21 protein-coding genes, 1 riboswitch and 1 other annotated feature are annotated in these 24912 nt (G+C 38.5%); of the genes, 16 read left to right on the top strand and 5 right to left on the bottom strand.

Going from position 1 to position 24912, the window contains the following annotated elements; translation table 11 throughout:
• Positions 1 to 2 precede the first annotated feature (2 nt).
• The 9 genes from LCP48_RS17750 (at position 3) to LCP48_RS17710 (ending at position 8419) form a co-directional block, all read left to right on the top strand.
• Positions 3 to 869, top strand: a complete 867-nt coding sequence (locus tag LCP48_RS17750; RefSeq protein WP_004225950.1) for an ABC transporter permease — start codon at positions 3 to 5, stop codon at positions 867 to 869.
• A 17-nt stretch (positions 870 to 886) separates the two neighbouring features.
• Positions 887 to 1909, top strand: coding sequence for an ABC transporter ATP-binding protein (locus LCP48_RS17745; RefSeq protein ID WP_004225953.1), 1023 nt, complete (start codon positions 887 to 889; stop codon positions 1907 to 1909).
• A complete protein-coding gene (locus LCP48_RS17740; RefSeq protein WP_004225956.1) occupies positions 1893 to 2900 on the top strand; it encodes an ABC transporter ATP-binding protein in 1008 nt (335 codons plus the stop codon). The genes LCP48_RS17745 and LCP48_RS17740 overlap by 17 nt, the downstream gene beginning before the upstream one ends.
• Positions 2901 to 2944: 44 nt before the next feature.
• Positions 2945 to 3898 carry a DUF1177 domain-containing protein gene (locus LCP48_RS17735; protein WP_004225958.1) on the top strand — a complete coding sequence of 318 codons (954 nt, stop codon included), beginning with the start codon at positions 2945 to 2947 and terminating at the stop codon, positions 3896 to 3898.
• On the top strand, positions 3891 to 5159 hold the full coding sequence (locus tag LCP48_RS17730) for a M20 family metallopeptidase (protein ID WP_004225960.1): 1269 nt from the start codon (positions 3891 to 3893) through the stop codon (positions 5157 to 5159). Before LCP48_RS17735 ends, LCP48_RS17730 begins: the two co-directional genes overlap by 8 nt.
• A gap of 134 nt (positions 5160 to 5293) precedes the next feature.
• On the top strand, positions 5294 to 6055 hold the full coding sequence (locus LCP48_RS17725; protein ID WP_004225962.1) for an IclR family transcriptional regulator: 762 nt from the start codon (positions 5294 to 5296) through the stop codon (positions 6053 to 6055).
• A gap of 11 nt (positions 6056 to 6066) precedes the next feature.
• A complete protein-coding gene (locus LCP48_RS17720) occupies positions 6067 to 6990 on the top strand; it encodes an aminopeptidase (RefSeq protein WP_004225964.1) in 924 nt (307 codons plus the stop codon).
• A gap of 201 nt (positions 6991 to 7191) precedes the next feature.
• Positions 7192 to 7659 (top strand): NUDIX domain-containing protein, encoded by a 468-nt coding sequence (locus tag LCP48_RS17715; protein WP_004225966.1) that lies wholly within the window; start codon positions 7192 to 7194, stop codon positions 7657 to 7659.
• A complete protein-coding gene (locus LCP48_RS17710) occupies positions 7643 to 8419 on the top strand; it encodes an alpha/beta hydrolase family protein (RefSeq protein WP_009371453.1) in 777 nt (258 codons plus the stop codon). The genes LCP48_RS17715 and LCP48_RS17710 overlap by 17 nt, the downstream gene beginning before the upstream one ends.
• 65 nt (positions 8420 to 8484) lie before the next feature.
• On the opposite strand, the gene pckA is transcribed toward LCP48_RS17710, so the two are convergent.
• On the bottom strand, positions 8485 to 10071 hold the full coding sequence (gene pckA, locus LCP48_RS17705) for a phosphoenolpyruvate carboxykinase (ATP) (RefSeq protein WP_009371451.1): 1587 nt from the start codon (positions 10069 to 10071) through the stop codon (positions 8485 to 8487).
• Positions 10072 to 10460: 389 nt separating this feature from the next.
• Positions 10461 to 10579: riboswitch (SAM riboswitch) on the top strand.
• Positions 10580 to 10837: 258 nt separating this feature from the next.
• On the opposite strand from pckA, the gene metK reads away from it, so the two are divergent.
• Positions 10838 to 12034, top strand: a complete 1197-nt coding sequence (metK, locus tag LCP48_RS17700) for a methionine adenosyltransferase (protein WP_004225981.1) — start codon at positions 10838 to 10840, stop codon at positions 12032 to 12034.
• Positions 12035 to 12214: 180 nt separating this feature from the next.
• On the opposite strand, the gene LCP48_RS17695 is transcribed toward metK, so the two are convergent.
• Positions 12215 to 12727 carry a gamma carbonic anhydrase gene (locus tag LCP48_RS17695; RefSeq protein ID WP_004225983.1) on the bottom strand — a complete coding sequence of 171 codons (513 nt, stop codon included), beginning with the start codon at positions 12725 to 12727 and terminating at the stop codon, positions 12215 to 12217.
• Between the two features lie 134 nt (positions 12728 to 12861).
• On the opposite strand from LCP48_RS17695, the gene LCP48_RS17690 reads away from it, so the two are divergent.
• Both LCP48_RS17690 and LCP48_RS17685 read left to right on the top strand, forming a co-directional pair.
• Positions 12862 to 13668, top strand: a complete 807-nt coding sequence (locus LCP48_RS17690) for an alpha/beta hydrolase (RefSeq protein WP_004225984.1) — start codon at positions 12862 to 12864, stop codon at positions 13666 to 13668.
• A 126-nt stretch (positions 13669 to 13794) separates the two neighbouring features.
• A complete protein-coding gene (locus LCP48_RS17685; protein WP_004225986.1) occupies positions 13795 to 15303 on the top strand; it encodes an alanine/glycine:cation symporter family protein in 1509 nt (502 codons plus the stop codon).
• Positions 15304 to 15376: 73 nt separating this feature from the next.
• On the opposite strand, the gene LCP48_RS17680 is transcribed toward LCP48_RS17685, so the two are convergent.
• Entirely contained in the window at positions 15377 to 15952 is a 576-nt protein-coding gene (locus LCP48_RS17680) for a tRNA 5-(aminomethyl)-2-thiouridylate-methyltransferase MnmM (protein ID WP_004225988.1), read from the bottom strand.
• Positions 15949 to 16905 (bottom strand): tRNA modification radical SAM protein MnmL/YtqA, encoded by a 957-nt coding sequence (locus LCP48_RS17675; protein WP_004225990.1) that lies wholly within the window; start codon positions 16903 to 16905, stop codon positions 15949 to 15951. Before LCP48_RS17675 ends, LCP48_RS17680 begins: the two co-directional genes overlap by 4 nt.
• 225 nt (positions 16906 to 17130) lie before the next feature.
• Between LCP48_RS17675 and LCP48_RS17670 the strand changes: the two genes are divergently transcribed.
• From LCP48_RS17670 to leuS, 4 genes are all read left to right on the top strand, one after another.
• Positions 17131 to 18309 carry an MDR family MFS transporter gene (locus tag LCP48_RS17670; protein WP_216485357.1) on the top strand — a complete coding sequence of 393 codons (1179 nt, stop codon included), beginning with the start codon at positions 17131 to 17133 and terminating at the stop codon, positions 18307 to 18309.
• Between the two features lie 146 nt (positions 18310 to 18455).
• Positions 18456 to 18803 (top strand): ArsR/SmtB family transcription factor, encoded by a 348-nt coding sequence (locus LCP48_RS17665; protein WP_009371446.1) that lies wholly within the window; start codon positions 18456 to 18458, stop codon positions 18801 to 18803.
• 56 nt (positions 18804 to 18859) lie between these two features.
• Positions 18860 to 20602 carry a SulP family inorganic anion transporter gene (locus LCP48_RS17660; protein ID WP_004226004.1) on the top strand — a complete coding sequence of 581 codons (1743 nt, stop codon included), beginning with the start codon at positions 18860 to 18862 and terminating at the stop codon, positions 20600 to 20602.
• 65 nt (positions 20603 to 20667) lie between these two features.
• Positions 20668 to 20878, top strand: a binding site (T-box leader).
• Positions 20879 to 20964: 86 nt separating this feature from the next.
• Entirely contained in the window at positions 20965 to 23382 is a 2418-nt protein-coding gene (gene leuS / locus LCP48_RS17655; protein WP_004226007.1) for a leucine--tRNA ligase, read from the top strand.
• Positions 23383 to 23517: 135 nt separating this feature from the next.
• On the opposite strand, the gene LCP48_RS17650 is transcribed toward leuS, so the two are convergent.
• Positions 23518 to 24699, bottom strand: coding sequence for a NupC/NupG family nucleoside CNT transporter (locus LCP48_RS17650; protein ID WP_301281691.1), 1182 nt, complete (start codon positions 24697 to 24699; stop codon positions 23518 to 23520).
• Positions 24700 to 24912 lie beyond the last annotated feature (213 nt).

The raw sequence follows: 24912 nt of genomic DNA, 5'->3' as shown, positions 1-24912 counted from the left end.
CAATGACTCAAGCAATCGTCCAAGAAACGAAAAAAAGAAATACGTTATTGCGCAAGTTGCTAAAAAATAAATTAGCGACAATTGGGTTAATCATTGTCACTTTAATGGGTATTGTTGCTATTTTTGCCCCATTGATTGCTACCCATCCACCGAATGAAATGATTGTCGGTAAATCGTTTTTACCGATGAATACAGAAGGACATTTATTAGGAACAGATAACTATGGTCGTGATCTGTTTAGTCGCTTAGTTTACGGTACACGAATCTCAATGATTGTTGGGATTGCGGCGGTGCTATTTGGTGCTGTGTTTGGCACACTGTTAGGCTTAGTGGCAGGGTATTTTGGTGGACGCATTGATTCCATTATTATGCGCACAATGGATGGTCTTTTCGCATTCCCATTTATATTACTAGCTATTACATTAATGACGGTATTAGGGCAAGGACTTGTCAATGTTATTGTTGCGATTGGTATTGCTAATATTCCAGGTTTCGCACGACTTGTTCGAGGACAGGTGTTAAGTGTAAAAGAGGAAGAATTCGTTGAAGTAACGCATTCTTTAGGTGCTACACATACGAGGATCATTTTTAGCCATATATTACCGAACTGTTTAGCCCCTTTAATTGTATATGGAACGATGAGTACAGCTGGCGCTATTATTTCAGAAGCTGCCCTTAGCTTTTTAGGATTAGGTGTTCAACCACCGACAGCTTCATGGGGCAGTATTTTAAAAGATGGCAAAGACTTTTTAGTATTAAATCCCCAAATGGCGACATTTTCAGGCATTTGTATTTTATTAACAGTTCTTGGGATTAACCTATTAGGGGACGGACTGCGCGATGCATTAGATCCGAAAATGAAAGTTTAATGGAAGGGGGTGGAGTCATGACTGAACGTTTACTAGATGTAGAAAACTTAACAGTAGAATTTAAAAGTGGCGGCTCTACAATGAAAGCTGTTAATGGAGTAAATTTACAATTAAATAAGAAGGAAACACTAGGTATTGTGGGAGAGTCAGGATCAGGAAAAAGTGTTACAGCCACTGCTCTCATGCGTTTAATTCCATCTCCGCCAGGAAAAATAACGAATGGAAAAATTCTATTTAATGGCCGCGATTTAATCGGAATTTCTGAAAGGGAAATGCGCAATGTGCGAGGCAATGACATCTCAATGATTTTCCAAGATCCTATTACAAGTTTGAATCCTGTATTAACAGTGGGCAATCAAATTATTGAAGTGATACAAGCACATGAGACAATATCGAAGAAAGATGCTGCTATCAAAGCCGTTGATATGTTAAAAATGGTTGGGATTCCTGAGCCAGAGAAACGATTAAAAATGTATCCTCACGAATTTTCAGGTGGAATGCGTCAGCGTGTCATGATTGCTATTGCCCTGGCTTGTAACCCGAAACTACTCATTGCTGATGAGCCTACAACTGCACTAGATGTAACTGTACAAGCTCAAATTCTTGATTTAATGAAAAAATTACAACAAGAACACGATACAGCCATTATTATGATTACGCACGATTTAGGTGTGGTTTGGGAGCTATGTGACAAAGTAAATGTTATGTATGCAGGTCGTACAGTAGAGTCTACTACAACAAGACAGCTCTATGAAAAACCTTTACATCCCTATACGTGGGGATTATTAGAGTCTCAAATTACAATGGGGACACAAGAGCAACAAAGGCTGCCAGCTATTCCAGGTAGTCCGCCAGATTTAACAATGCCACATAGTGGCTGTCACTTCTCAGCACGATGTCCTTTAGCAACAGATATTTGTCGTAGTACGGTGCCTGACTTAGTGGAAGTACAGGACAACCATTTTGTAGCCTGCCATTTACAAGCAAAAGATCAAATTGTCCCAAGGAAGGAGGGAATTTTTAATGCAACAGTACAATGAACTTGTCTTAAAGGTCAGTAATTTAAAAAAGCATTTTCCCATTAAAAGTTCAATTCCTTTTAAAAAACCAACACAATTTGTGAAGGCGGTAGATGGTGTAAGTTTTGAGTTATATAAAGGTGAGACACTGGGGATTGTGGGAGAGTCGGGGTGTGGTAAATCGACAGTCGCCCGTTTAATCAACCAGCTAATTTCACCAACAGAGGGAATAGTTGAATTTAAGGGAACGGATTTAGCAAGCTTAAATTCAAAAGATATCCGTTCTGCTCGAAAATCCATCCAAATGGTTTTCCAAAATCCTTATGCATCACTCGATCCTCGTAAAACGATTGAATATCTTATTGCTGAGCCATTAGTGATTCATGGGATTGGTGATGAGGCATCTCGTAAAAAGCGAGTAGTTGAATTACTGGAAACGGTCGGATTAAGTGCCTACCATGCAAAGCGTCATCCACATGAATTTTCTGGTGGACAGAGACAACGCATTAATATTGCTCGGGCTCTTGCACTGAATCCAGATATTGTGGTGTGTGATGAACCAGTTTCCGCATTAGATGTCTCTGTACAGGCTCAGGTTATCAATCTATTAAAAGATTTACAGAAAGAATTCGGTTTAACCTATATTTTTATTTCACATGATTTGAATGTGGTGAACTACATGTGTGATCGTATTGCTGTCATGTATTTAGGAAAAATAGTGGAAATTGGCTCATACAAGGAAATTTATGAGAAACCTCAGCATCCTTACACACAAGCCTTGTTATCGGCCATACCTAAGGAAAATCCTTTTGATAAAAAGGACCGTATTATTTTATCTGGCGATGTTCCAAGCCCGGTTAATCCTCCGAGTGGCTGTGCATTCCATAAGCGTTGTCGTTTTGCTACAGAAAAATGTGCAGAGGTCCAACCGACACTTGATACAGTATCAGCTACACATCAAGTATCGTGTCATTTATTTAAGTCGATACAGCAAGAAGTATCATCCATTTAACGAAAGATAAAATTTATTGAAGCAGAAAAAGGAGCGGACTGATTATGTCATTGAAGCATGTTATTGAATTATACGAGGTAATGGATAGTATTTATGTAAACGGAGACACGATTAAAGAGTATTTACACAATATTGATTCCACAGCAGATGTCAAGGTAAAAACTATTCAAGGCGAAAGCGGCTCAACTGATTTTGTTCGCGTCCTCGTGAAAGGAAAGAACGGCAAATCCTCTGGCGGGAATGCACCTACATTAGGAATTATAGGACGATTAGGTGGTATTGGAGCACGCCCTGAAATGACAGGCTTTGTATCAGATGGAGACGGCGCACTGGCATGTCTGGCAGGAGCAGCAAAAGCTATTGATATGGCCTTAAAGGGTGATCAATTAGAGGGTGACGTTATTTTCTCCACACATATTTGTCCAACAGCTCCAACCTTACCACATGAGCCAGTGCCATTTATGAACTCGCCAGTGGATATTAGTGTCATGAACGAAAATGAAGTAGAAGATACAATGGATGCTATTCTATCCATTGATACAACAAAAGGCAATCAAGTATGTAACCATAAAGGATTTGCGATAACGCCAACTGTCAAAGAAGGTTACATATTAAAAATTAGTGATGATTTATTGCACGTATATACACAATCTGCTGGCATTTCTCCAGTTGTCCTGCCAATCACGATGCAAGACATTACACCGTATGGTAATGGTTTATTCCATATCAATAGTATTTTACAACCAGCAGTTGCAACATCTAGCCCTGTTGTAGGTGTAGCGATTACAACTGAATCTGTTGTGGCAGGCTGTGCAACAGGTGCAACCCATGTCACAGATGTAGAAAATGTTGTGCGATTTGTGTTAGAGGTAGCAAAAACTTATGGTGCTAATAAATGCTCTTTCTTTGATGAAACACAATTTACACATATGAAAGGCTTATATGGTAGCATGAGTCATTTACAAACGAAAGGAAACGAGGTACACACACATGAATGATTTACAAGCACTTAAAGCGCAATTAGTAGAGGCAGTTGAAAATCATCAAGATGAATTGATAGCGTTTTGTTCAAAGCTCATTCAAATTCCAAGTGTCAATCCTCCAGGGGATACGACTGAAATAACAGCTTTTATCGAAAACTATTTAAATGATGTAGGCATTACTTATCAAAAATATGAAGCTGCTGATAAAATGTTTAATTTAGTAGCTTCTATTGGAAATGGGGAAGGAAAAGAACTCGTTTATTGTGGCCATACCGATGTTGTTCCTGTCGGTGATCTATCAAAATGGGATTTTGATCCGTTTTCAGGAGAAGTGAAGGATGGCTGGATGCTTGGACGTGGGGCGAGTGATATGAAAGCCGGTTTAGCAGGTATTATTTTTGCAGCAAAGCTATTAAAGAAACTGAACATTGAACTACCAGGGAAATTAACTTTGGCGATCGTACCAGATGAAGAAACTGGCGGTGAATTCGGTGTTCCTTGGCTGTTAGAGAGAGGCTATGTGCAGGGAGATGGTTGTTTAATCGCTGAGCCCTCTTCACCTTTAAACCCAACCATTGGACAAAAGGGCTCTTACTGGTTTGAATTAGAGGTGCGTGGGGAACCTGGTCATGGAAGTCTATCACCATTGGCTGGACGAAATGCCATTGTCGATGCAATTCGAGCTATAGAAGAGATTCGTACACTATGGGATGTAGAAATCACAATTCCTGAAGAGGTACAGCCACTTATTAAGGTATCAAAAAAATACATGCGTGAAGTGGAGAAAGATCGCTTGAAATATCAAGAAGTTTTAGAGAAAATTACTGTAAATATTGGTACAATTGAGGGAGGTACGAAGTCAAACGTAATCCCAGATTACTGTAAGGTCCAGGTCGATTGTCGTTTACCATTTGGTATTACACAAGAAGAGGTAACTGAAATCTTGACAACTAAACTAGATGGCTTGGCTATCGATTATTCAATCCAACGTTTTGGCTTCAAAAGCGTCGCCAATTATACGCCTGCTGAAAATCCTGTATGCCAATCGATAGTGGAAAATATATCGTATGTGACAGGGCAAGAGGCATATGGTGTCATGCAATGGGCAAGCAGTGACGCTCGTCATTTCAGACAATATGATATTCCTGTATTGCAATACGGCCCAGCTTATTTACCAAGTATTCATGGTTATAATGAAAAAGTGCGTGTTGAGGATATCGTACGCTGTGCAAAAGTTTATATAACTGCTGCTGTTGATTTCCTATATCAAAAGTAAGAGATTAGCTACTCTCTTACTTTTGATAAAGTGATATCAGGTGCTGACGGCTGCTAAATCTGTCGATTATTTCCCCCTTAAGAGAGAGATTTGCAGCCGTTTGTACAGATAAATAGTTCAGAGGGATGAGAGATATGCTAAAGACATTAAATTTATCAATTGCGGTTTTAAAAATGTTTACAAAGGAAAAGCCCACATGGGGTGGTCGAGAGTTAGCACTGGCGATGAACATGAATCATACAAATTTATATCGCATTCTTGAAACCTTCGAAAATAATGGGTTTATAACAAAAGATCCTATAACAAAAAAATATTCTCTTGGTATTGCATTATGGGAAATAGGTATGAATATGTATGATTCATTAAACATAGATCAGCTATGTATGCCAGTTCTTGAGAAATTAAAGGATGTCACTGGTGAAACAGCTATTTTTACCGTACTGAATGGACTGGAAGCGTTAACATTACTAAAAGCAGAGCCTGTAAATAAGGTGAAGTTTACAGTTTCAAGAGGAAGTAGATCGCCACTGTATGTAGGAGCATCTTATCGTTCGATGCTTGCTTTTTTAAATGAAGAGCAAATTGCAAAGGTTATAGATGAACCATTAACAGCTTATACAAATAATACGATGACAGATGCCACAGAAATAAGGGCAGAGCTAGAAAAAATTAGAACATGTGGCTATGCACTTAGTAACAGTGAGTATTCGGTCGATGTATTGGCGCTAGCTATGCCTATATTTAATAGTGAGGAACAGGTCGTAGCGTCTATTACCGTTTCTGGACCAATTTATCGTTTTACAGAGCAACGTGTTCCAGATTTTTTGGGACCTTTAACGGAAGCTAGAAATGAAATAGAAGGAATTATTCGTAGATATCATTTGAATTTTAATTAAGGAGCCCTATTATGCATCATTTACATGATATTGCACTAAATGTTTTAAAAGGCCATTTAAATGTTCAATTTTCTGAGTCACTATTAATTTTGACAGATAGCCACAAACAAGACATCGCGAAAATTTTTTATGAAGCTGGACTGTCAATTACTGCAAATACAATGTTTATGGTGATGCCCCTGTTAGAGAAATCTGGGCAGGAACCAATCCATGCAGTTTCTGAGCTTATGGCAAATACCGATGTTACACTGTGTATTACCTCCCACTCCCTAACACATACACTAGCTCGTAAACATGCCTGTGAAAAGGGTGGACGTGTAGCAACAATGCCAGGGGTAACATTGGAGATGCTGGAGCAAGGTGCCCTTCATGCAGATGCACAGGAGATCGAAGCTACGGTAGAAAAATATGTCCTTTTACTTAATACGACAAAAGATATTCGTATTGTCAAGGATGGTCATGAGCTGACGTTTAGTGTAGAAGGTCGTTTTGGCATTCGTTCCACAGGGGTTATTCGTCAACCTGGTGAGTATGGGAATATTCCTTCAGGAGAATCCTATATTGCACCAATAGAAACATCTGCGAATGGAGAGATTTTAGTAGATGGCTCTATTGCTAATATTGGTGTCTTAAAAGAGCCATTATTATTAAAAATAAAGAATGGTCGCTTAGAAGAAGCAATCGGTCCTGATGGTCCACGACTACTGGCATTACTTGGTGAAGGCAATGGTAGAGTTATTGCTGAGTTTGGCATCGGAGCCAATAAAAGTGCTATCCTATGTGGCAATGTATTAGAGGATGAGAAGGTGTATGGGACCATCCATATCGCTTTTGGTAGTAATGCGCCATTTGGTGGAGCCAATGCGTCAGATGTTCATATTGATTGTGTTGTGAAAAGTCCTATCGTCTATTTTGACGGTCAGCAAGTAATTTAAAGAAAAGCGTGTCTTCCTATGAAGCACGCTTTTTTCATGCTTTATAAGACTGTAGCTTAGGGTTGCTTGTCATTGTAGGTTTACAATATAGTTAATATAGATAGGAATAGGAATGATGATTAAATTCTGTCCATAAAATAGAAGTAATGATGAAGAAAGTTACTTTTGTTTTGCAACAAGAAAGAACGTGAGGGTGAAGAGATGTTAACATTTACAGATTTACATGGCCTACAAGTAGATTTGAGTTTTACAAGAGGCGAATTTAAAGTAGAACCTAAACACGTCCTTGTCCTTTTAAAGTATGAAAATAAATGGTTATGTACTGTCCATAAACGACGTGGTGTAGAAGTGCCAGGGGGGAAATTAGAAGAAGGCGAAACATTAGAGGAGGCGGCGATTCGAGAAGTTTTTGAAGAGACGGGTGTTCATGTGAAAAATCTTCAATGGTTTGCAGAGTATGCAGTGTATGATGAAATCGTTTTTTGTAAAACCGTTTTCACTGCACAATTTTTAGCGCAAGAGGATATAGAATTTGATTTAGAAACGTCAGGCATGCTTTGGTTAACCGATGAAGAATTTGTTCAGCATCCTAACTTGAGTTTTCACATGAAGGATGATGGGATGAAGAAAATGCTGGAGGAGCTGAAACATCGTGACACACAATGGTGATATTATCGAAAAACGCCCCTATCCTTCACCAAATCCAGCTATAAGTTTAACGGAAATAACCTATCTTTCACAAGGCTTACGTATAAAAGGACTATTAGCAGAGCCAAAGACAGAGGGTACATATGATGGCTTTTTATATTTAAGAGGCGGCATGCAAAGCATTGGGATGGTAAGACCCTCTCGTATTGCACAATTTGCGGCGCAGGGCTTTATCGTATTTGCCCCATATTATCGTGGGAATCGTGGGGGAGAGGGTCGTGACGAGTTTGCAGGGGCAGACCGTTACGATGCGGTCTATGCCGTAGATGTACTCAAACAATTCTGCAATGACAATATCCATGTTTTTGGTTTTTCACGAGGTGGTATTATGGCTCTGTGGACAGCCATTTTAAGAAGGGATATTACTTCTGTTGTAACATGGGCAGGTGTTTCTGATGCAACGGCCACCTATTGGGAACGTACAGATATGCGAAGGATGATGAAGCGCGTTATTGGAGGAACACCTAATCGTGTACCAGAAGCATATGATGCAAGAACACCTCTTTTTGAGATAGAGCGAATAACAGCTCCCGTTCTTATCATTCATGGCTATCGTGATGAAAATGTGGATATTGAACATGCCAGACAATTGGCATTTTTTTTAGAGGAAGCAAATAAATCATTCGAAACTTGGTATGATCTTCACTATGCACATCAATATCCACCAGCAAAAAATCGTGAAACTGTCCGTGCTCTTTGCAAGTGGATGAAACAACAATAAAGCGTAGAGAAAACAAAAAGACAAAGGGAACGAATAATTTGTTCCCTTTGTCTTTTATATAGACGTTACTTTAATGGGCCACCAAGTGCAGTGATGGCTTCAGAAACGTTTGAGAATTTCTTGAAGTTTTCGTTGAATAAGCCTGCAAGCTCAGCAGCTTTTGCATCGTATGCAGCTTTATCTGCCCAAGCTTCACGAGGATTTAACACTTCTGAAGGTACTCCTTCAACTGCTGTTGGAATGTGTAAACCAAACACAGCATCTTGTGTTGTTTCAACATCTGCTAATTTACCATCGATTGCTGCACGGACCATTGTACGTGTGTAAGAAAGTTTCATACGGCTACCTGTGCCATATTCGCCACCAGTCCAACCAGTGTTTACTAAGTATACCTGTGCACCGTGCTCGTCAATTTTTTGACCTAACATTTCTGCGTATACTGTTGCAGGAAGCGGAAGGAATGGAGAACCGAAGCAAGTAGAGAATACTGGTTCTGGCTCAGTCACACCACGTTCAGTTCCAGCAAGTTTAGAAGTGAACCCACTTAGGAAGTGATACATTGCTTGTTCTTTTGTTAATTTACTGATTGGAGGTAACACGCCAAATGCATCAGCTGTTAGGAAGATGATTGTTTTTGGATGACCTGCAACAGAAGGATCAACGATATTTTCGATGTATTGGATTGGATAAGCTACACGTGTATTTTCTGTTAGTGAACCATCGTCATAGTCACAAATACGAGTTTCTGGATCAACAGCTACGTTTTCTAATACAGAGCCGAAGCGGATTGCATTGTAGATTTCTGGTTCTTTTTCAGCAGAAAGGTTGATTGTTTTTGCATAGCAACCACCCTCAATGTTGAACACACCATTATCAGACCAACCGTGTTCATCGTCACCGATTAGCTTACGATCAGGATCAGCTGATAACGTCGTTTTACCAGTACCAGATAGACCGAAGAATAACGCCACATCGCCAGCTTCACCAACGTTTGCTGAGCAGTGCATTGAAAGAATACCTTGTTGTGGTAATAAGTAGTTCATGATACCAAAGATAGATTTTTTCATTTCACCAGCATATTCTGTACCACCAATTAAAATAATTTTCTTTTCAAGTGATACGATGATGAATGTTTCAGAAGCAGTGCCATCAACCGCAGGATCTGCTTTAAAGTTAGGAGCTGAGATGACAGTGAAGTCAGCAACATGAGAAGCTAATTCATCTGCTGTTGGACGGATAAATAATTGATGAGCAAAAAGATTGTGCCATGCGTATTCATTAATAACTTGAATGCTTAATTGTGAATCTTTGTCAGCACCTGCAAAGCCTTTGAATACAAATAACTCGTCACGTTCTTTTAAATATTTTATTACTTTTACATATAGGTTATCGAACACTTCAGAAGAAATTGGTTGGTTTACTTTACCCCAGTCAATTTGATCTTTTGTGCTTTCTTCTTCTACCGTATATTTATCTTTAGGTGAACGACCAGTGTATTTGCCAGTTTCTGCACGAACTGCGCCATCTACTGTTAACATTGCTTCACCACGAGATGTAGCTTTTTCTGCTAATTGTGGTACTGAAAGTTGAACATTAATGTTACCGCCGTTTAATAATTCCTTCAGTTCGTTTGCAATTTCTACTGAATTCATCGATTAAATACCATCCTTTTTTATAGTATTCCCTTGATTTAGAGGGATTTTTTCTTAATTTCAAAAATAGTATAACACAATTGCTTAAATAATCTATACTAATTAAGAAATTATTTTAGAGTTTTTACCACTTTTCAATAAACTGACAAAAAATAATGTTTTTCGAGGAGAATACCATCAATCCTACTGTAATTAGGCATGAAAATTGAGCCACACATATGTTACCACAAGTAGCTAGGTATGTTGTAGGGATTAATTTGCTTCTATTTACATCATCATCCAAGTATGAAAAGTTTTTGTGTAATAAGTTCTTTCCTTTCTATACAGTAATACATAAGAAAATATTTGACAACGTTCGACCTTTTCAGTAACATGAGATTGAACGGATACTCTTATCCCGAGCTGGTGGAGGGTCAGGCCCTGTGAAACCCGGCAACCTGCATGAACTATTTCACGACATGCGTTGGTGCCAACCTGATGCAAGGGAACATCCCTTGAACGATAAGAGTGAAAGGTTACGCAGTCATTATTCCTTTCCTCATGTAAAGTAACGTGAGAAAAGGATTTTTTTATTGTTAAAAATTAATGTAAAGGTAAGTATATGTAGTTCTTTCCTTATTATAATGACGGATCTTTCGAAATCCTCGTGTTAAAAGCAGCAGTAACGGCTTGAGAGTTCAATCCTTAGGAGCGGACTTGACATGGGTAATGAGTACCGTATTCATACACAACTACTTATTGTAAGAGTATTTAGGAGGAAAACCAAATGACAAACCGTCGACTGTTTACATCAGAGAGTGTAACAGAAGGACATCCAGATAAGATTTGTGACCAAATCTCGGATGCCATTTTAGATGCTATTTTAGCAGAAGATCCAAATGCACGTGTAGCGTGTGAAACAACTGTAACAACAGGATTAGTATTAGTAGCAGGAGAAATTACAACTTCTACTTATGTAGATATTAAAGGTATTGTTCGTGACACTGTAGCTGAAATTGGTTATACACGAGGTAAATATGGCTTTGATGCTGAGAACTTAGCGGTGCTTGTGGCTATTGGTGAACAATCACCTGATATTGCTCAAGGTGTTGATCAGGCATTAGAGGCACGTGAAGGCTCTATGACAGATGCAGATATTGAAGCAATTGGTGCTGGTGACCAAGGCTTAATGTTTGGCTATGCATGTAATGAAACACCAGAGCTAATGCCATTACCAATTAGCTTGGCACACAAATTAGCACGCCGTTTAACAGAAGTACGTAAATCCGGTGAACTTGCCTATTTACGTCCTGATGGTAAAACGCAAGTAACGATAGAATATGATGACAATAATGTACCGGTTCGCGTGGATACAATTGTTATTTCAACACAGCATGATGAAGAAGCAACACTTGAACAAATTCAAGCAGATTTAAAAGAATTTGTTATTGCACCAGTTGTACCAAGTGAATTATTAGATGCTAATACGAAATACTTTATCAATCCAACTGGCCGTTTTGTAATTGGTGGACCAAAAGGTGATGCTGGATTAACAGGACGTAAAATCATTGTTGATACATACGGTGGTTATGCACGTCACGGTGGTGGTGCCTTCTCAGGTAAGGATGCAACCAAGGTAGACCGTTCAGCGGCATATGCAGCACGTTATGTAGCGAAAAACATCGTAGCAGCTGGCTTAGCAGAGCGTGCTGAAGTGCAACTTGCCTATGCGATTGGCGTTGCGCAGCCTGTTTCGATTGCTGTCGATACATTTGGAACAGGTAGAGTGAAAGAAAGCGAGATCGTTGAATGGGTACGCGAGCTATTCGATTTACGCCCAGCGGGTATCATTAAAATGCTTGATCTTCGTCGTCCAATTTATAAACAAACTGCTGCGTATGGACATTTTGGTCGTACAGATTTAAATGTACCATGGGAGCAAATTGATAAAGCAGACGCGTTACGAGAAAAAGCACGTTTATAAACTATTGAACTAAAGTAATGAAGTCATTAAAAAATTATTCTAATGTATTAATAAACAAAGGAGCAATATTGCTCCTTTTGTTTTTTTATAAAAAATACCTCGCTAGGATTCGTGAACGTATTCGGTACACGAAAACGCGAGGGATTTTTTCGTTGGTATTAATTTTTTTGTGTAGATTATTTATTTCTGAATTGATTTATAATATTGACCCTTTTCTGCGTATTCTCGTACGATGCGTTCCATATCCTCTTTATCCTCAGCATTTAATTCTCGGACAACTTTTGCTGGACGACCTAATGCTAGACTATTTGGAGGAATGACTTTACCAGGAGGTACTAGGCTTCCTGCCCCAATAAATGCACCTTCTCCAATCTCAGCTCCGTCTAAAATAATGGATCCCATACCAATTAAGGCATTTTTGCGAATTGTACAACTATGTAAAGTGACTTGGTGTCCAACTGTTACCTCATCTTCAATAATGAGCGGATATTTTGGGCTTTGGTGTAAACAGCAAAGATCTTGAATACTGACACGTTTACCGATAATCGTTGGGGAAACATCACCACGAATAACCGTATTAAACCAAATGGTTGTTTCGGCGCCAATTGTTACGTCGCCCGTAACAGTTGCGTAATCAGCAATGAAAACAGACGGATCGATCTTTGGCGTTTTATCTTTAAATGGATAAATCATGAAAATCGCCTCTTTTCTTTCTATAATGTAGTATTATCGTATCAAATACGCAACTTTATGGAAATATAAAATTAAAATATGCTATTTATTTCGATATAATCAAAGTGTAATTATTTTTTAGGAGGACTATGTAAATGTGGAAATGGGAAGCTGATGGACAAGCAAAAGCTGTGATTGCTATTCTTCATGGTGCTTATGAAAATCACCGTTGGTATGCATGGCTGATAGAAAAATTAAGATTAGAAGGCTTCCACATAGTCATGGGGGATTTACCGAATCATGGGGGTAATGCAAGGTTTGCTCGAGTCCATGATGAAGACTTCAAATTGTACAATAAGTATACAAGAAACCTGATTGAGAATGCTTTTTCATATAATTTACCAACCTTTGTAATAGGTCATGGACTAGGTGCAACATTAATCCTCCATACACTGCAAAAGAGACAATATGAATGTGCAGGCATTATTTTAACATCACCTTGGTTGCAACTAAAGCTATTACCAGGTAAATTAACAAATGCTTTAACAAGTCTAAGTGCGTTAACAGCCAATGTGAAACTAACACATGATATTACATTAGAGAAATTAACGCGTAGTGTTGAAGGCAGAGAAGAAATGAAAGATGAGGTACCGCTCATGTCGGTTGTTTCTGTGAAATGGTACCGAGAGCTTCAGCAGATGATGAAAAATTTAGTGATGCTGCCTAAAGGTGAAATGCCAAATATGCCTATGCTCATTATGACAGCTGAGAAGGATAAAATTACGGACACTCGCCACACCCGAAATTGGCTTCATCAACAGGAATTCACAGAATTTCAGTTTAAAGAATGGGCAAATTGTTATCATAATTTATTTCATGAGGGAGAGCGCGAAGAGATTTTTATGTATACACGAGACTTTATTAATAATGCTCTTCGAAGAATTGGTTATATAATTAAATAGGTTTATACCCTTCCATTTACTAGGTTACTTACTTAAATATTGTTACTCAAAAATAATATTGTAATTTTCTGAAAAGTGTAATACTATAATGAACTAAAGTAAGGTATTTTAAATTGGAGGGGTAAAATGGATGTAATTGTGGAGAAGTTGAATGGTATTTTATGGGGACCATGGTTTATTTATGGTATCTTATTGATTGGGTTATTTTTCTCAATTATCACAAGGTTCCTACAGGTAAGGCACATTAAAGATATGTTTGTTTTAATGTTTAAAGGGGAGAAATCGGAAAAGGGAATATCCTCTTTCCAAGCAATGTCTATCGCATTATCAGGACGTGTAGGCACAGGTAATATTGCTGGTACTGCGACAGCAATTGGAATGGGAGGACCTGGTGCTGTCTTTTGGATGTGGGCAATCGCTTTCATTGGTGCGGCTACCGCGTATGTAGAGTCAACATTAGCTCAAATCTATAAAGAAGAGAAAGATACAGAATATCGTGGTGGACCGGCCTTTTACATAGAAAAAGGAATGGGTCAAAAATGGTTTGCAGTTATTTTTGCTGTAGCTGCTTTAATTGCAATGTTAATTTTGATGCCTGGTGTGCAGTCAAATGCCATCGCAGGTGCTGTTGAAAACGCTTTTGGTTTGGATACATGGATCACAGGACTTATAATTGTTGTGTTACTAGGTGCTATTATCATTGGTGGTATTAAATCAATTGCAAACGCTGCTCAAATTATTGTACCATTTATGGCATTAGCTTATATCATTATGGCAATAGTCATTATTTTTATGAATATTTCACAAGTACCAACAGTTATCGGATTAATTTTTTCTAGTGCATTTGGTGCTCAAGAAATTTTTGGCGGGGTTATTGGTTCAGCGATTGCTTGGGGTGTTAAACGTGGAATTTACTCCAATGAAGCTGGTCAAGGAACTGGGGCCCACCCTGCGGCAGCTGCGGAAGTATCGCATCCTGCTAAGCAAGGAATTGTTCAAGCAGCATCTGTGTATATTGATACATTATTAATTTGTTCTGCTACCGCATTTATGATTTTATTTACGGGTATGTACAATGTACAAGATGAAAAGGCAGCTGAAGGCGCAGATCCATTTATTCATGTTGGAGAATTCAATAGTGGTGGGTTAGCTGGTGATGAGCAAATGACTTTTGCAAAAAGTATTGAAGCAGGAGCTGCGTATACACAATATGCAGTTGACTCATCATTACCTGGCTTTGGAGCTCCGTTTGTAGCCATAGCGTTATTCTTCTTTGCCTTTACAACAATTATGGCTTACTACTATATTGCAGAAACAAATGTTGCTTACTTATTTAGAGGTAGCACAGAAAAGGTATTCATCTGGATTGCCAAAATTGCCATTTTAGTTGCGGCCTTCTATGGTACAATCCGTACGTCTGGTCTAGCATGGGCAATGGGTGATGTGGGCCTTGGTCTGATGGTTTGGATTAACGTTATAGCTATTTTAATTATTATGAAACCAGCTATTGTTGCATTAAAAGATTACGAGAAACAGAAAAAAGAAGGAAAAGATCCAGTATTTGATCCTCGTAAATTAGGAATTAAAGGTGCAGATTTCTGGGTTGACTATAACGAAAAACGAAATAACAAGTAGATAAAGAGCAAGGCGATCAGCTAGTTTTATAGCAACTAGCTGATCGCCTTTTAGTATGTTCTCCACATTACTATTAAATAGGGTATTCTTTCATTTTCTCTAATGCAATGACAAATGGTGGATCATTTTGTTGATTAAGAAATGCGTATTTTAAGACATGGACATATTTTTGTGGAAGTTGACTTACATAATCAATGATCTTATCACGTTCTTCTTTTCCACCTGGATGTCCATGATAAATAACAAGAACAATCAAACCGCCCACTTTTAAGAGCTTTAATATATTTTCAATAGCTTGGATTGTTGTATTAGGTCTTGTAATAATATCATGGTTGCTACCAGGTAAATAGCCGAGATTAAAGATTGCCGCAGTTACTGGCTTGTGTACAAACTGTGTGACTTCTTCATGTCCTTTATTTAAAACGAGCGCTCGATGTTCTAAACCATGATCTAAAAGTCGGAGGAGTGTCGCGTCAACCGCCTCTTTTTGGACATCAAAGGCATAAACTTGCCCTTCATCCCCAACAAGCTGTGCCAGAAACAATGTGTCATGACCGTTTCCAGCAGTTGCATCAACAACTGTATCTCCCTCTTCTATATTATCTTTTAATAACTGCTGGGCATATTGTAAAACGCGTTGTAGTTTCATTTCGTAACCTCTGTCTTATACAACTTCCCTTGCCAGCTACCACGACGTTCAAGCTCAGCGTCAATGCCATTCAGTACTTCCCATTTATTGACACTCCACATTGGTCCAATCATTAAATCAATCGGTCCATCACCTGTAATACGATGAATCACCATCTCTGGTGGTAAAATTTCCAATTGGTCTGCTACTAGTTTTGTATAGACATCTTGATCTAAAAATTCTAGCATACCTTTTTCATATTGCTTCACCATAGGCGTTCCTTTTAATAGATGAAGTAAGTGGATTTTAATGCCTTGGACATCTAATTGAGCAACTGCTCGTGCCGTTTCCATCATCATGTCATAGTCTTCGAGAGGCAACCCATTAATGATGTGTGAGCAAACACGAATGCCATGCTTACGCAATTTTTCAACGCCTTCCACATACGTTGCATAATCATGGGCGCGATTAATAAGATTAGCCGTTTTCTCATGTACCGTTTGTAGACCGAGCTCAATCCATAAATACGTCCGCTCATTTAACTCTGCTAAATATTCGACAACATCATCAGGTAAACAATCAGGGCGAGTAGCAATAGAAAGACCTACTACACCTTCTTGCGCTAAAGCTGCTTCAAATTTTTCTTTTAAAACTGGCAAAGGGGCATGTGTATTTGTGTAGGCTTGGAAATAAGCCATGTATTTGCCATCCTTCCATTTCTGATGCATTTTGTCTCGGATTTCAGCAAATTGAACATCAATTGGATCTACCTTATTGCCAGCAAAGTCACCAGAACCAGCAGCACTGCAAAATGTACAGCCACCGAAAGCGACTGTGCCGTCGCGGTTAGGGCAATCAAAGCCTGCATCTAAGGCCACTTTAAATACTTTATGACCAAATTGGTCACGTAAATAGCGATTCCATGTATAGTATCTTTTCCCCTCTGAAGGAAAAGGAAAATTCGTCTCTGTCATTTATTTCACTCCTCTAACGCTCTATTCTATCATGTGCATTTCGTTCCGTCATGGGGTAAGGGTATTATCAAGATTTGGATAAAGAAAAATGGAAAAGAACAAAACTAAATATGATGGAAAATAGGATAGAAGTCTTGTAAAAAAGGTAAATTTATTTTCCTTGTACTTTTAAGTATTTCAGCATACACTAGCTATTTAGAGAAGCGAAATAATGGAGGTCATTCTATGCCAAAACGTGTTTGGTTTTTAATTATCGGAATGCTTGTGAACACAACAGGCAACTCTTTTTTATGGCCTTTGAATGCCATTTATATGCATGATTATTTAGGTAAATCTTTAGCTATGGCTGGTTTTGTCTTAATGCTGAATTCTGCTGCTGGAGTAATAGGCAATCTATTAGGCGGTTACTTATTTGATAGAATTGGTGGCTATAAAGCTATTATGCTTGGTATTCTGTTAACGATTGCTTCATTAATTGGCTTAACAATTTGGCATGGTTGGCCACATTATGTGTGGTTTTTAACGATACTAGGCTTTAGTGGGGGCATTGTTTTTCCGGGTATGTTTGCCTTAGCTGGAGCTGCCTGGCCCGAAGGTGGACGTAAGGCTTTTAATACGATCTATTTAGCACAAAATGTCGGTGTTGCCGTAGGTCCTGCCCTTGCAGGTATAGTGGCAGATTATCAATTTGACTATGTGTTTAAAGTAAATTTAGGTATGTATATTTTATTCTTTTTCATTGCCTTATTTACATTTAAGCGTTTGGAGGAGGGCAGTATTGCACCTAAAAATGTCTTGAGTGAAAGTAAACGAATCGTAAACAAGGCACCTTTCTATGCTTTGTTAATAATTAGTGCATCCTCTGTTTTATGCTGGCTAGCATATTCTCAATGGAGTGCAACCATTTCATCTTATACACAAGATTTAGGATTGGGATTAAAGCAATACAGCCTACTTTGGACAATCAACGGTCTTCTAATTGTCATTGGGCAACCGCTCATTGCACCGCTCGTAAAGCGTTGGGAAAACAATTTAAAGCGTCAGTTAGTATTTGGTGTAACGCTGATCGCACTTTCCTTTGGTATTATTGCCTTTGCAAACGATTTTAAAATGTTTGGAGCAGCGATGCTTGTCTTAACATTTGGGGAAATGTTTTATACGCCAGCATTACCAACGATTGCTAATCAACTGGCACCAAAAGGTCGTCAAGGATTCTATCAAGGGATTATCAATAGTGCTGCTACTGGAGGACGGATGATTGGTCCACTATTTGGTGGTATTATGGTAGATCAATTTGGCATGATTCCTCTCGTTTTAACATTGGTGGTGATCGTACTATTGGCGATTATTCCATGTTTAACATACGATTATCCTTTAAAGAAGAACAAAATAGTAGCAGATTAATAATATCGCACTTAAAAAGAGCAAAAACGAGTGTTAAGCACTTGTTTTTGTTCTTTTTTTATAGTAGATATTGAAAAAATGTTATGACAGGATTACAATCATACATATTCAAATATTTGAATATGTAGTTATATGGAGGGGTTTTTATGGAAGAGGGCTTACAACAGTTTAAAGCGGATTTTTTTAAAGCATTAGCACATCCGTTACGCATTAGAATACTTGAACTCCTTGTAGATGGACAGAAAAGTGTCAATGAGATTCAAGATTGCTTAGAGAAAGAGGGTTCTGCTGTTTCTCAGCAATTAAGTGTATTGCGTGCTAAAAACATCGTTTATGGCGTCAAGGAAGGAAAAAAAGTTTATTATTCTTTAAGTGACCCAATGATTGGTGCATTACTTGGGGTGGCAAAGGATATTTTTAATAACCATTTGGTTCATACCATTTCGAGATTAGAGGAAATGACAAGTAATGAAGGTGACAAAGAGAATAAGTAAATCAATGATGATGACAAATTGGGCTTTGCTTATTATTTCGAAGGGAAGATTTATCTATGAAGTCACTGTTTACAGGACGCTTTGAAGGATATTCAGTTCAACATGTAAAGAAGGATTTATTGTCAGGGATTATTGTGGGAATTGTTGCTATTCCGCTTGCCATGTCCTTTGCCATAGCATCGGGTGTGAAACCAGAATATGGGATTTATACGGCTTGCATTGCAGGTATTCTTATTTCTCTCTTTGGCGGTTCTAAATATCAAATAGGTGGGCCTACGGGGGCATTTGTGCCAATTCTATTGGGGATTGTACTTACCTATGGCTATGAAGATTTATTACTTGCCGGTTTAATGGCAGGGGTATTGCTTTGTGTCATGGGTTTTTTTAAGTTAGGGACTTTAATTAAGTTTATTCCACGTCCTGTAACAGTTGGTTTTACAGCAGGGATAGCTGTGATTATTTTTACAGGTCAAATCGCTAACTTTCTAGGACTAATAAATGTTAAAAGACATGAATATTTTATCGCCAACATACAGGAAATCATTAAGCAGCTTGGTACGACAAATACGTATAGTATTCTTACTGCCGTCGTATGCTTGGCGACAATAATGATAACACCAAAGTTTTTTCCAAAGGTTCCTGGAGCATTAGCTGGTATCGTTGTCTCTACATTGATGGCAACTTTCTTCTTTTCAGGACAAGTTGCTACTATTGCAACCGCTTATGGTCAAATTCCTAATACATTACCTCATTTCGCCTTACCGAACATCACGCTCGAACGATTACAACAACTTATTGGTCCCGCGTTTGTCATTGCAATGCTAGGTGGTATTGAGTCTCTATTATCGGCAGTTGTGGCGGATGGAATGACAAATAGTAAGCATAACAGTAATCGTGAGTTAATTGGTCAGGGGATTGCTAATATTGTGACGCCTTTATTCGGTGGTATTCCAGCAACAGGCGCCATTGCACGCACAGCGACCAATATCAAAACAGGCGCAGTATCCCCCATGTCGGGTATCATTCATGGTGTGTTTGTTTTAATCACATTATTGTTATTAGCTCCATATGCATCTCATATTCCGTTAGCAAGCATGGCTCCGGTACTGATGGTCGTAGCCTGGAATATGAGTGAACGACATCATTTTTCACATATCGCAAAATTAAAATCAGGCGACACACTAGTATTATTGATTACCTTTTTATTAACGGTATTCACTAGTCTTACATTAGCAGTTGAGGTAGGGCTTGTGCTGGCTGTGCTATTATTTGCGAAACGCATGAGTGAAAAGCTTGTTGTTACAAAAGTACTTCCAGATCATTCAAATAAAAGTGAAAAGGTACAGCCACATGTAGTGCATCAGCAGCATGATTGCCCGCAAATTAGTATGTATACAATTGAAGGGCCGTTGTTTTTTGGTGCTGCACAAATGTTTGAACAAACGATTGAAAGTACTTTGCATCAGCAGCCAAGAGTTTTGATATTACGGATGGGGAAAGTGCCCTTTATGGATTCTACTGGAGAAGCATATTTTAGCAATATCATTGAAAATTATACAGCAAAGGGCGGTACTATTTTGGTGACGGGTGTGCAAGGAGATTTAAAGGGTGCTCTTCAGCACAATGGTCTTTACGATAAAATAGGCGCGCAACATTTTTTTCAGCATACAGGAGAAGCGATTACAAAAGCTTTCCATTATTTGAACGCCAATCAATGCATTGGTTGTCAGCATTTTGCTTTTCATGAATGTAAGGATTTATCAAAGTCTAATAAAGAAAAGGATTTAATTGTTCAGTAATGGGTAAGCTGTAAACAAAGGCTTGTGCTTTTCAATACTTTCCATTAGAATAAATGCAATATCATGTAAAGACTGTGATGAGGAATAGTAGATTTGTGGTTCTTTTTAGAGAGCTAGCGGTTGGTGGGAGCTAGTAAGAATGCAAGTTGAACTCGCCTTCTGAGTCTGCCCGCGTGAAACAGCGTGTGTCGTTTCTTCCGCGTTAAGGAAGCTTGAGCCGAGTGTAATCACTAATTTGGGTGGTACCGCGGGAGTACAAATTCTCTCGTCCCTTCTATAAGAAAGGGGCGAGTTTTTTTATTTTTCAAATATTTTGTCAATTATGATGAAGAGCAGCACGATCAATTGAAGGAGGAAAAAAAATGAGTTTTAATCATGAACAAATTGAAAAAAAGTGGCAGCAATATTGGGCTGATAACAAAACATTTAAAACTGAAAATGAAACAGCGAAGCCTAAATTTTATGCATTAGATATGTTCCCTTATCCATCTGGCGCAGGACTACATGTAGGCCATCCAGAGGGGTATACGGCAACTGATATTCTATCACGCTTTAAACGTATGCAAGGCTATAATGTACTTCATCCAATGGGCTGGGATGCTTTTGGTTTACCAGCTGAGCAATATGCACTTGATACAGGGAATGATCCAGCTGAATTTACAGCTAAAAATATTGCGACATTTAAACGTCAAATTCAAGAGCTAGGCTTCAGCTATGATTGGGATCGCGAAATTAACACAACTGATCCAGCGTATTATAAATGGACACAATGGATTTTTATCCAGCTTTATAAGAAAGGTTTAGCTTATGTGGATGAAGTAGCTGTTAACTGGTGTCCAGCACTTGGCACGGTATTAGCTAACGAAGAAGTAATTGATGGGAAATCAGAGCGTGGTGGTCATCCAGTAGAACGCCGACCAATGAAGCAGTGGATGCTTAAAATTACAGCCTATGCTGATCGTTTAATCGATGACCTAGAAGAAGTTGATTGGCCTGAATCTATTAAAGATATGCAACGCAATTGGATTGGCCGTTCAGAAGGGGCAGAAGTGACATTTGCCATTGATGGTTCAGATCAAAACTTCACAGTTTTCACAACACGTCCAGATACTTTATTTGGTGCTACATACTGTGTGCTTGCACCAGAGCATAAATTAGTGGAACAAATTACAACAGCTGACCAACGCCAAGCTGTTGAGGCTTATTTAGAGAAAGTTAAAATGAAATCGGACCTAGAGCGTACAGATTTAGCGAAAGAAAAAACAGGCGTATTTACAGGTGCTTATGCAGTGAATCCGATTAACGGTAAAAAAGTGCCAATTTGGATTGCTGACTATGTGTTAGTGTCTTATGGTACAGGTGCTATTATGGCGGTGCCAGCGCATGATGAACGAGACTATGAATTCGCAACAGAATTTGGCTTAGACATCGTTCCTGTCCTTGAAGGTGGAGACATCAGTAAAGAAGCATTTACAGGTGATGGTCAACATATTAACTCTGAATTCCTGAATGGCTTAAATAAAGCAGATGGCATTGCGAAAGCCATTGAATGGTTAGCGGAAAAAGGTGTAGGGGAGAAGAAAATTTCTTATCGTCTACGTGACTGGTTATTCTCCCGTCAGCGTTATTGGGGTGAACCAATTCCAATGATTCATTGGGAAGATGGCACGATAACGCCAGTTCCAGAATCAGAATTACCATTAATGCTACCAAAAACAGATAATATCCGTCCATCAGGTACTGGTGAATCACCATTAGCAAATATTGATGAATGGGTAAATATTGTCGATCCGGAGACAGGTAAAAAAGGGCGTCGTGAAACAAATACAATGCCGCAGTGGGCAGGTTCGAGCTGGTACTTCCTACGCTATATCGACCCTACAAATACAGAGGCGATTGCAGATCCAGAGTTACTAAAACGTTGGTTACCAGTGGATATTTATATTGGTGGTGCGGAGCATGCTGTATTGCATTTACTATACGCTCGCTTCTGGCATAAAGTTCTCTATGATTTAGGCGTTGTTCATACAAAAGAGCCATTCCAAAAATTATTTAACCAGGGAATGATTCTAGGTGAAGGTAACGAGAAAATGTCTAAATCTAAGGGCAATGTTGTCAACCCAGATGAAATCATTACGTCACATGGTGCCGATACATTACGTTTATATGAAATGTTCATGGGCCCACTAGAGGCTTCTGTTGCATGGTCGACAAATGGTTTAGATGGAGCACGCCGCTTCTTAGACCGTATCTGGCGTCTATTTGTCAATGAGGAAGATGGCGCAATTTCAGCAAAAATTCAAGTATCTAACGATCAATCACTTGAAAAATCATACCACCAAACAGTGAAAAAAGTGACAGAGGATTATGAAGGCATCCGCTTTAACACAGCTATTTCACAAATGATGGTCTTTATTAATGATTGCTATAAAGCTGATGTGATTCCAACGACTTATGCTGAAGGCTTTGTGAAAATGCTAGCTCCAATCGCTCCGCATATTGCAGAAGAACTATGGCAGCTATTAGGACACGATTCAACACTTTCATATGAGCAATGGCCAACATATGATGAAGCAAAGCTTGTGGATGATGAAGTAGAAATTGCAGTACAAGTTGCTGGTAAAGTACGTGCTAAGATCGTCGTAGCAAAAGATGCTTCAAAAGAGGATATTGAAAAAGTAGCACTTGCCGATGAAAAGGTTCAAGAATACATGGCAGGAAAGAGCTTAGTGAAAATCATCGTTATTCCAGGCAAACTTGTCAATATTGTCGTAAAATAAAGAGATATAAAGTAAAAATGTACATTACTAAATTCAATTTTAGTAATGTACATTTTTTAATTTGGAGTAACCTTAAGCAATAAGAAAGGACTGCACCCCTCTATCTGAGTGCAGTTAAATAGTTCCTGAAACAATTTAAATAATCAATCCCACAATAATAGCTGTTAGGATACTTACGAGTGTAGCGCCGTACAACAACTTTAAACCAAATCGAGCAACGACATTCCCTTGCCTTTCATTCAAACCTTTTACAGCTCCCGAAATAATTCCGATTGATGAAAAGTTGGCAAAAGATACGAGGAATACAGAAATAATACCTAATGTACGTTCACTCATGGACTCGGCAACATCGCCAAGGTTAATCATAGCAACAAATTCGTTTGTCACTAATTTGGTTGCCATAATACCGCCAGCAGCAACAGCATCTGCCCATGGGATACCCATTAGGAAAGCGACTGGTGCAAAGATATAGCCTAATATTTCTTGGAACGATATACCAATTATCATATCGAATAGTGAATTGATTAAATCCATTAATGCTACGAAACCAATAAGCATCGCCCCAACAATGATGGCTACTTTAAAGCCATCCATAATATATTCGCCAATCATTTGAAAGAACGCTTGCTTCTGTTCATCTTCAATTGTTAAGATATCTTCTTTTTCATCCACAGTATATGGATTAATGATGGAAACAATAATAAATCCACCAAACAGGTTTAATACAATGGCTGTAACAACATACTTTGGCTCAATCATCGTCATATAAGCCCCCACTACTGACATCGAAACAGTCGACATAGCAGATGCGCATAATGTATACATTCGTTGAGGTGCAATCTTATCTAATTGCTTTTTAACAGTTATGAACACTTCTGATTGGCCTACCATAGCAGAAGCAACAGCATTATAGGATTCCAACTTCCCCATACCACTTACTTTACTTAAAAATAAGCCTACCCATTTCATTAGAAAGGGAAGAATTTTAAAATGCTGCAAGATCCCAATCAGAACAGATATAAAGACGATCGGTAATAAAACTGCTAAAAAGAAGGGTGATTCTCCTTCATTTGCTAAGCCACCGAAAACAAATGATATACCCGCATTTGCATAGGACAATAAGTGATCAAATACTTTGGTGATTCCTTTAATTAGCACATAGCCAACTGTTGTATTAAGTAATAAAGCTGCCAATAAAAATTGGATGATCAACATAACTGCTATATATTTATATTTTATTTCTTTTTTGTTTTTACTCATTAATAAAGCTAAGGTAAAAACAAGTAACAATCCACAAAGGGAAATTAAGTATCTCATAAGTTCCTCCATAAGTATCTGTGATTTTTTGTCCTGATGTTCCAATTTCAGAAGAACAGCTAAAGATCTTAATTAGTCAGACGTCAGACAAACAATCTCACTATAACAGTTTTTTCGCTAGTTATTCAATAGATAATAGAAAAAAAGTATGCGACATGGCATACGAATAAATTCAGTGTAAAAAATGTTCGTTCTATCTTTGGTAGTGACTAT

Origin of the sequence: Lysinibacillus capsici, from assembly GCF_020217405.1 — a bacterium.
GTDB lineage: Bacteria > Bacillota > Bacilli > Bacillales_A > Planococcaceae > Lysinibacillus > Lysinibacillus capsici.
Note: the sequence above shows the minus strand (reverse complement) of the source record. Positions and strands in the feature narration are given on the sequence as shown.

Bases quoted from the DNA above. Each gene is read 5' to 3' on its own strand.
- LCP48_RS17750 (WP_004225950.1), top strand. From the start codon at position 3: ATGACTCAAGCAATCGTCCAAGAAACGAAAAAAAGAAATACGTTATTG.
- LCP48_RS17745 (WP_004225953.1), top strand. From the start codon at position 887: ATGACTGAACGTTTACTAGATGTAGAAAACTTAACAGTAGAATTTAAA.
- LCP48_RS17740 (WP_004225956.1), top strand. From the start codon at position 1,893: ATGCAACAGTACAATGAACTTGTCTTAAAGGTCAGTAATTTAAAAAAG.
- LCP48_RS17735 (WP_004225958.1), top strand. From the start codon at position 2,945: ATGTCATTGAAGCATGTTATTGAATTATACGAGGTAATGGATAGTATT.
- LCP48_RS17730 (WP_004225960.1), top strand. From the start codon at position 3,891: ATGAATGATTTACAAGCACTTAAAGCGCAATTAGTAGAGGCAGTTGAA.
- LCP48_RS17725 (WP_004225962.1), top strand. From the start codon at position 5,294: ATGCTAAAGACATTAAATTTATCAATTGCGGTTTTAAAAATGTTTACA.
- LCP48_RS17720 (WP_004225964.1), top strand. From the start codon at position 6,067: ATGCATCATTTACATGATATTGCACTAAATGTTTTAAAAGGCCATTTA.
- LCP48_RS17715 (WP_004225966.1), top strand. From the start codon at position 7,192: ATGTTAACATTTACAGATTTACATGGCCTACAAGTAGATTTGAGTTTT.
- pckA (WP_009371451.1), bottom strand. From the start codon at position 10,071: ATGAATTCAGTAGAAATTGCAAACGAACTGAAGGAATTATTAAACGGC.
- metK (WP_004225981.1), top strand. From the start codon at position 10,838: ATGACAAACCGTCGACTGTTTACATCAGAGAGTGTAACAGAAGGACAT.
- LCP48_RS17695 (WP_004225983.1), bottom strand. From the start codon at position 12,727: ATGATTTATCCATTTAAAGATAAAACGCCAAAGATCGATCCGTCTGTT.
- LCP48_RS17690 (WP_004225984.1), top strand. From the start codon at position 12,862: ATGTGGAAATGGGAAGCTGATGGACAAGCAAAAGCTGTGATTGCTATT.
- LCP48_RS17685 (WP_004225986.1), top strand. From the start codon at position 13,795: ATGGATGTAATTGTGGAGAAGTTGAATGGTATTTTATGGGGACCATGG.
- LCP48_RS17680 (WP_004225988.1), bottom strand. From the start codon at position 15,952: ATGAAACTACAACGCGTTTTACAATATGCCCAGCAGTTATTAAAAGAT.
- LCP48_RS17675 (WP_004225990.1), bottom strand. From the start codon at position 16,905: ATGACAGAGACGAATTTTCCTTTTCCTTCAGAGGGGAAAAGATACTAT.
- LCP48_RS17670 (WP_216485357.1), top strand. From the start codon at position 17,131: ATGCCAAAACGTGTTTGGTTTTTAATTATCGGAATGCTTGTGAACACA.
- LCP48_RS17665 (WP_009371446.1), top strand. From the start codon at position 18,456: ATGGAAGAGGGCTTACAACAGTTTAAAGCGGATTTTTTTAAAGCATTA.
- LCP48_RS17660 (WP_004226004.1), top strand. From the start codon at position 18,860: ATGAAGTCACTGTTTACAGGACGCTTTGAAGGATATTCAGTTCAACAT.
- leuS (WP_004226007.1), top strand. From the start codon at position 20,965: ATGAGTTTTAATCATGAACAAATTGAAAAAAAGTGGCAGCAATATTGG.
- LCP48_RS17650 (WP_301281691.1), bottom strand. From the start codon at position 24,699: ATGAGATACTTAATTTCCCTTTGTGGATTGTTACTTGTTTTTACCTTA.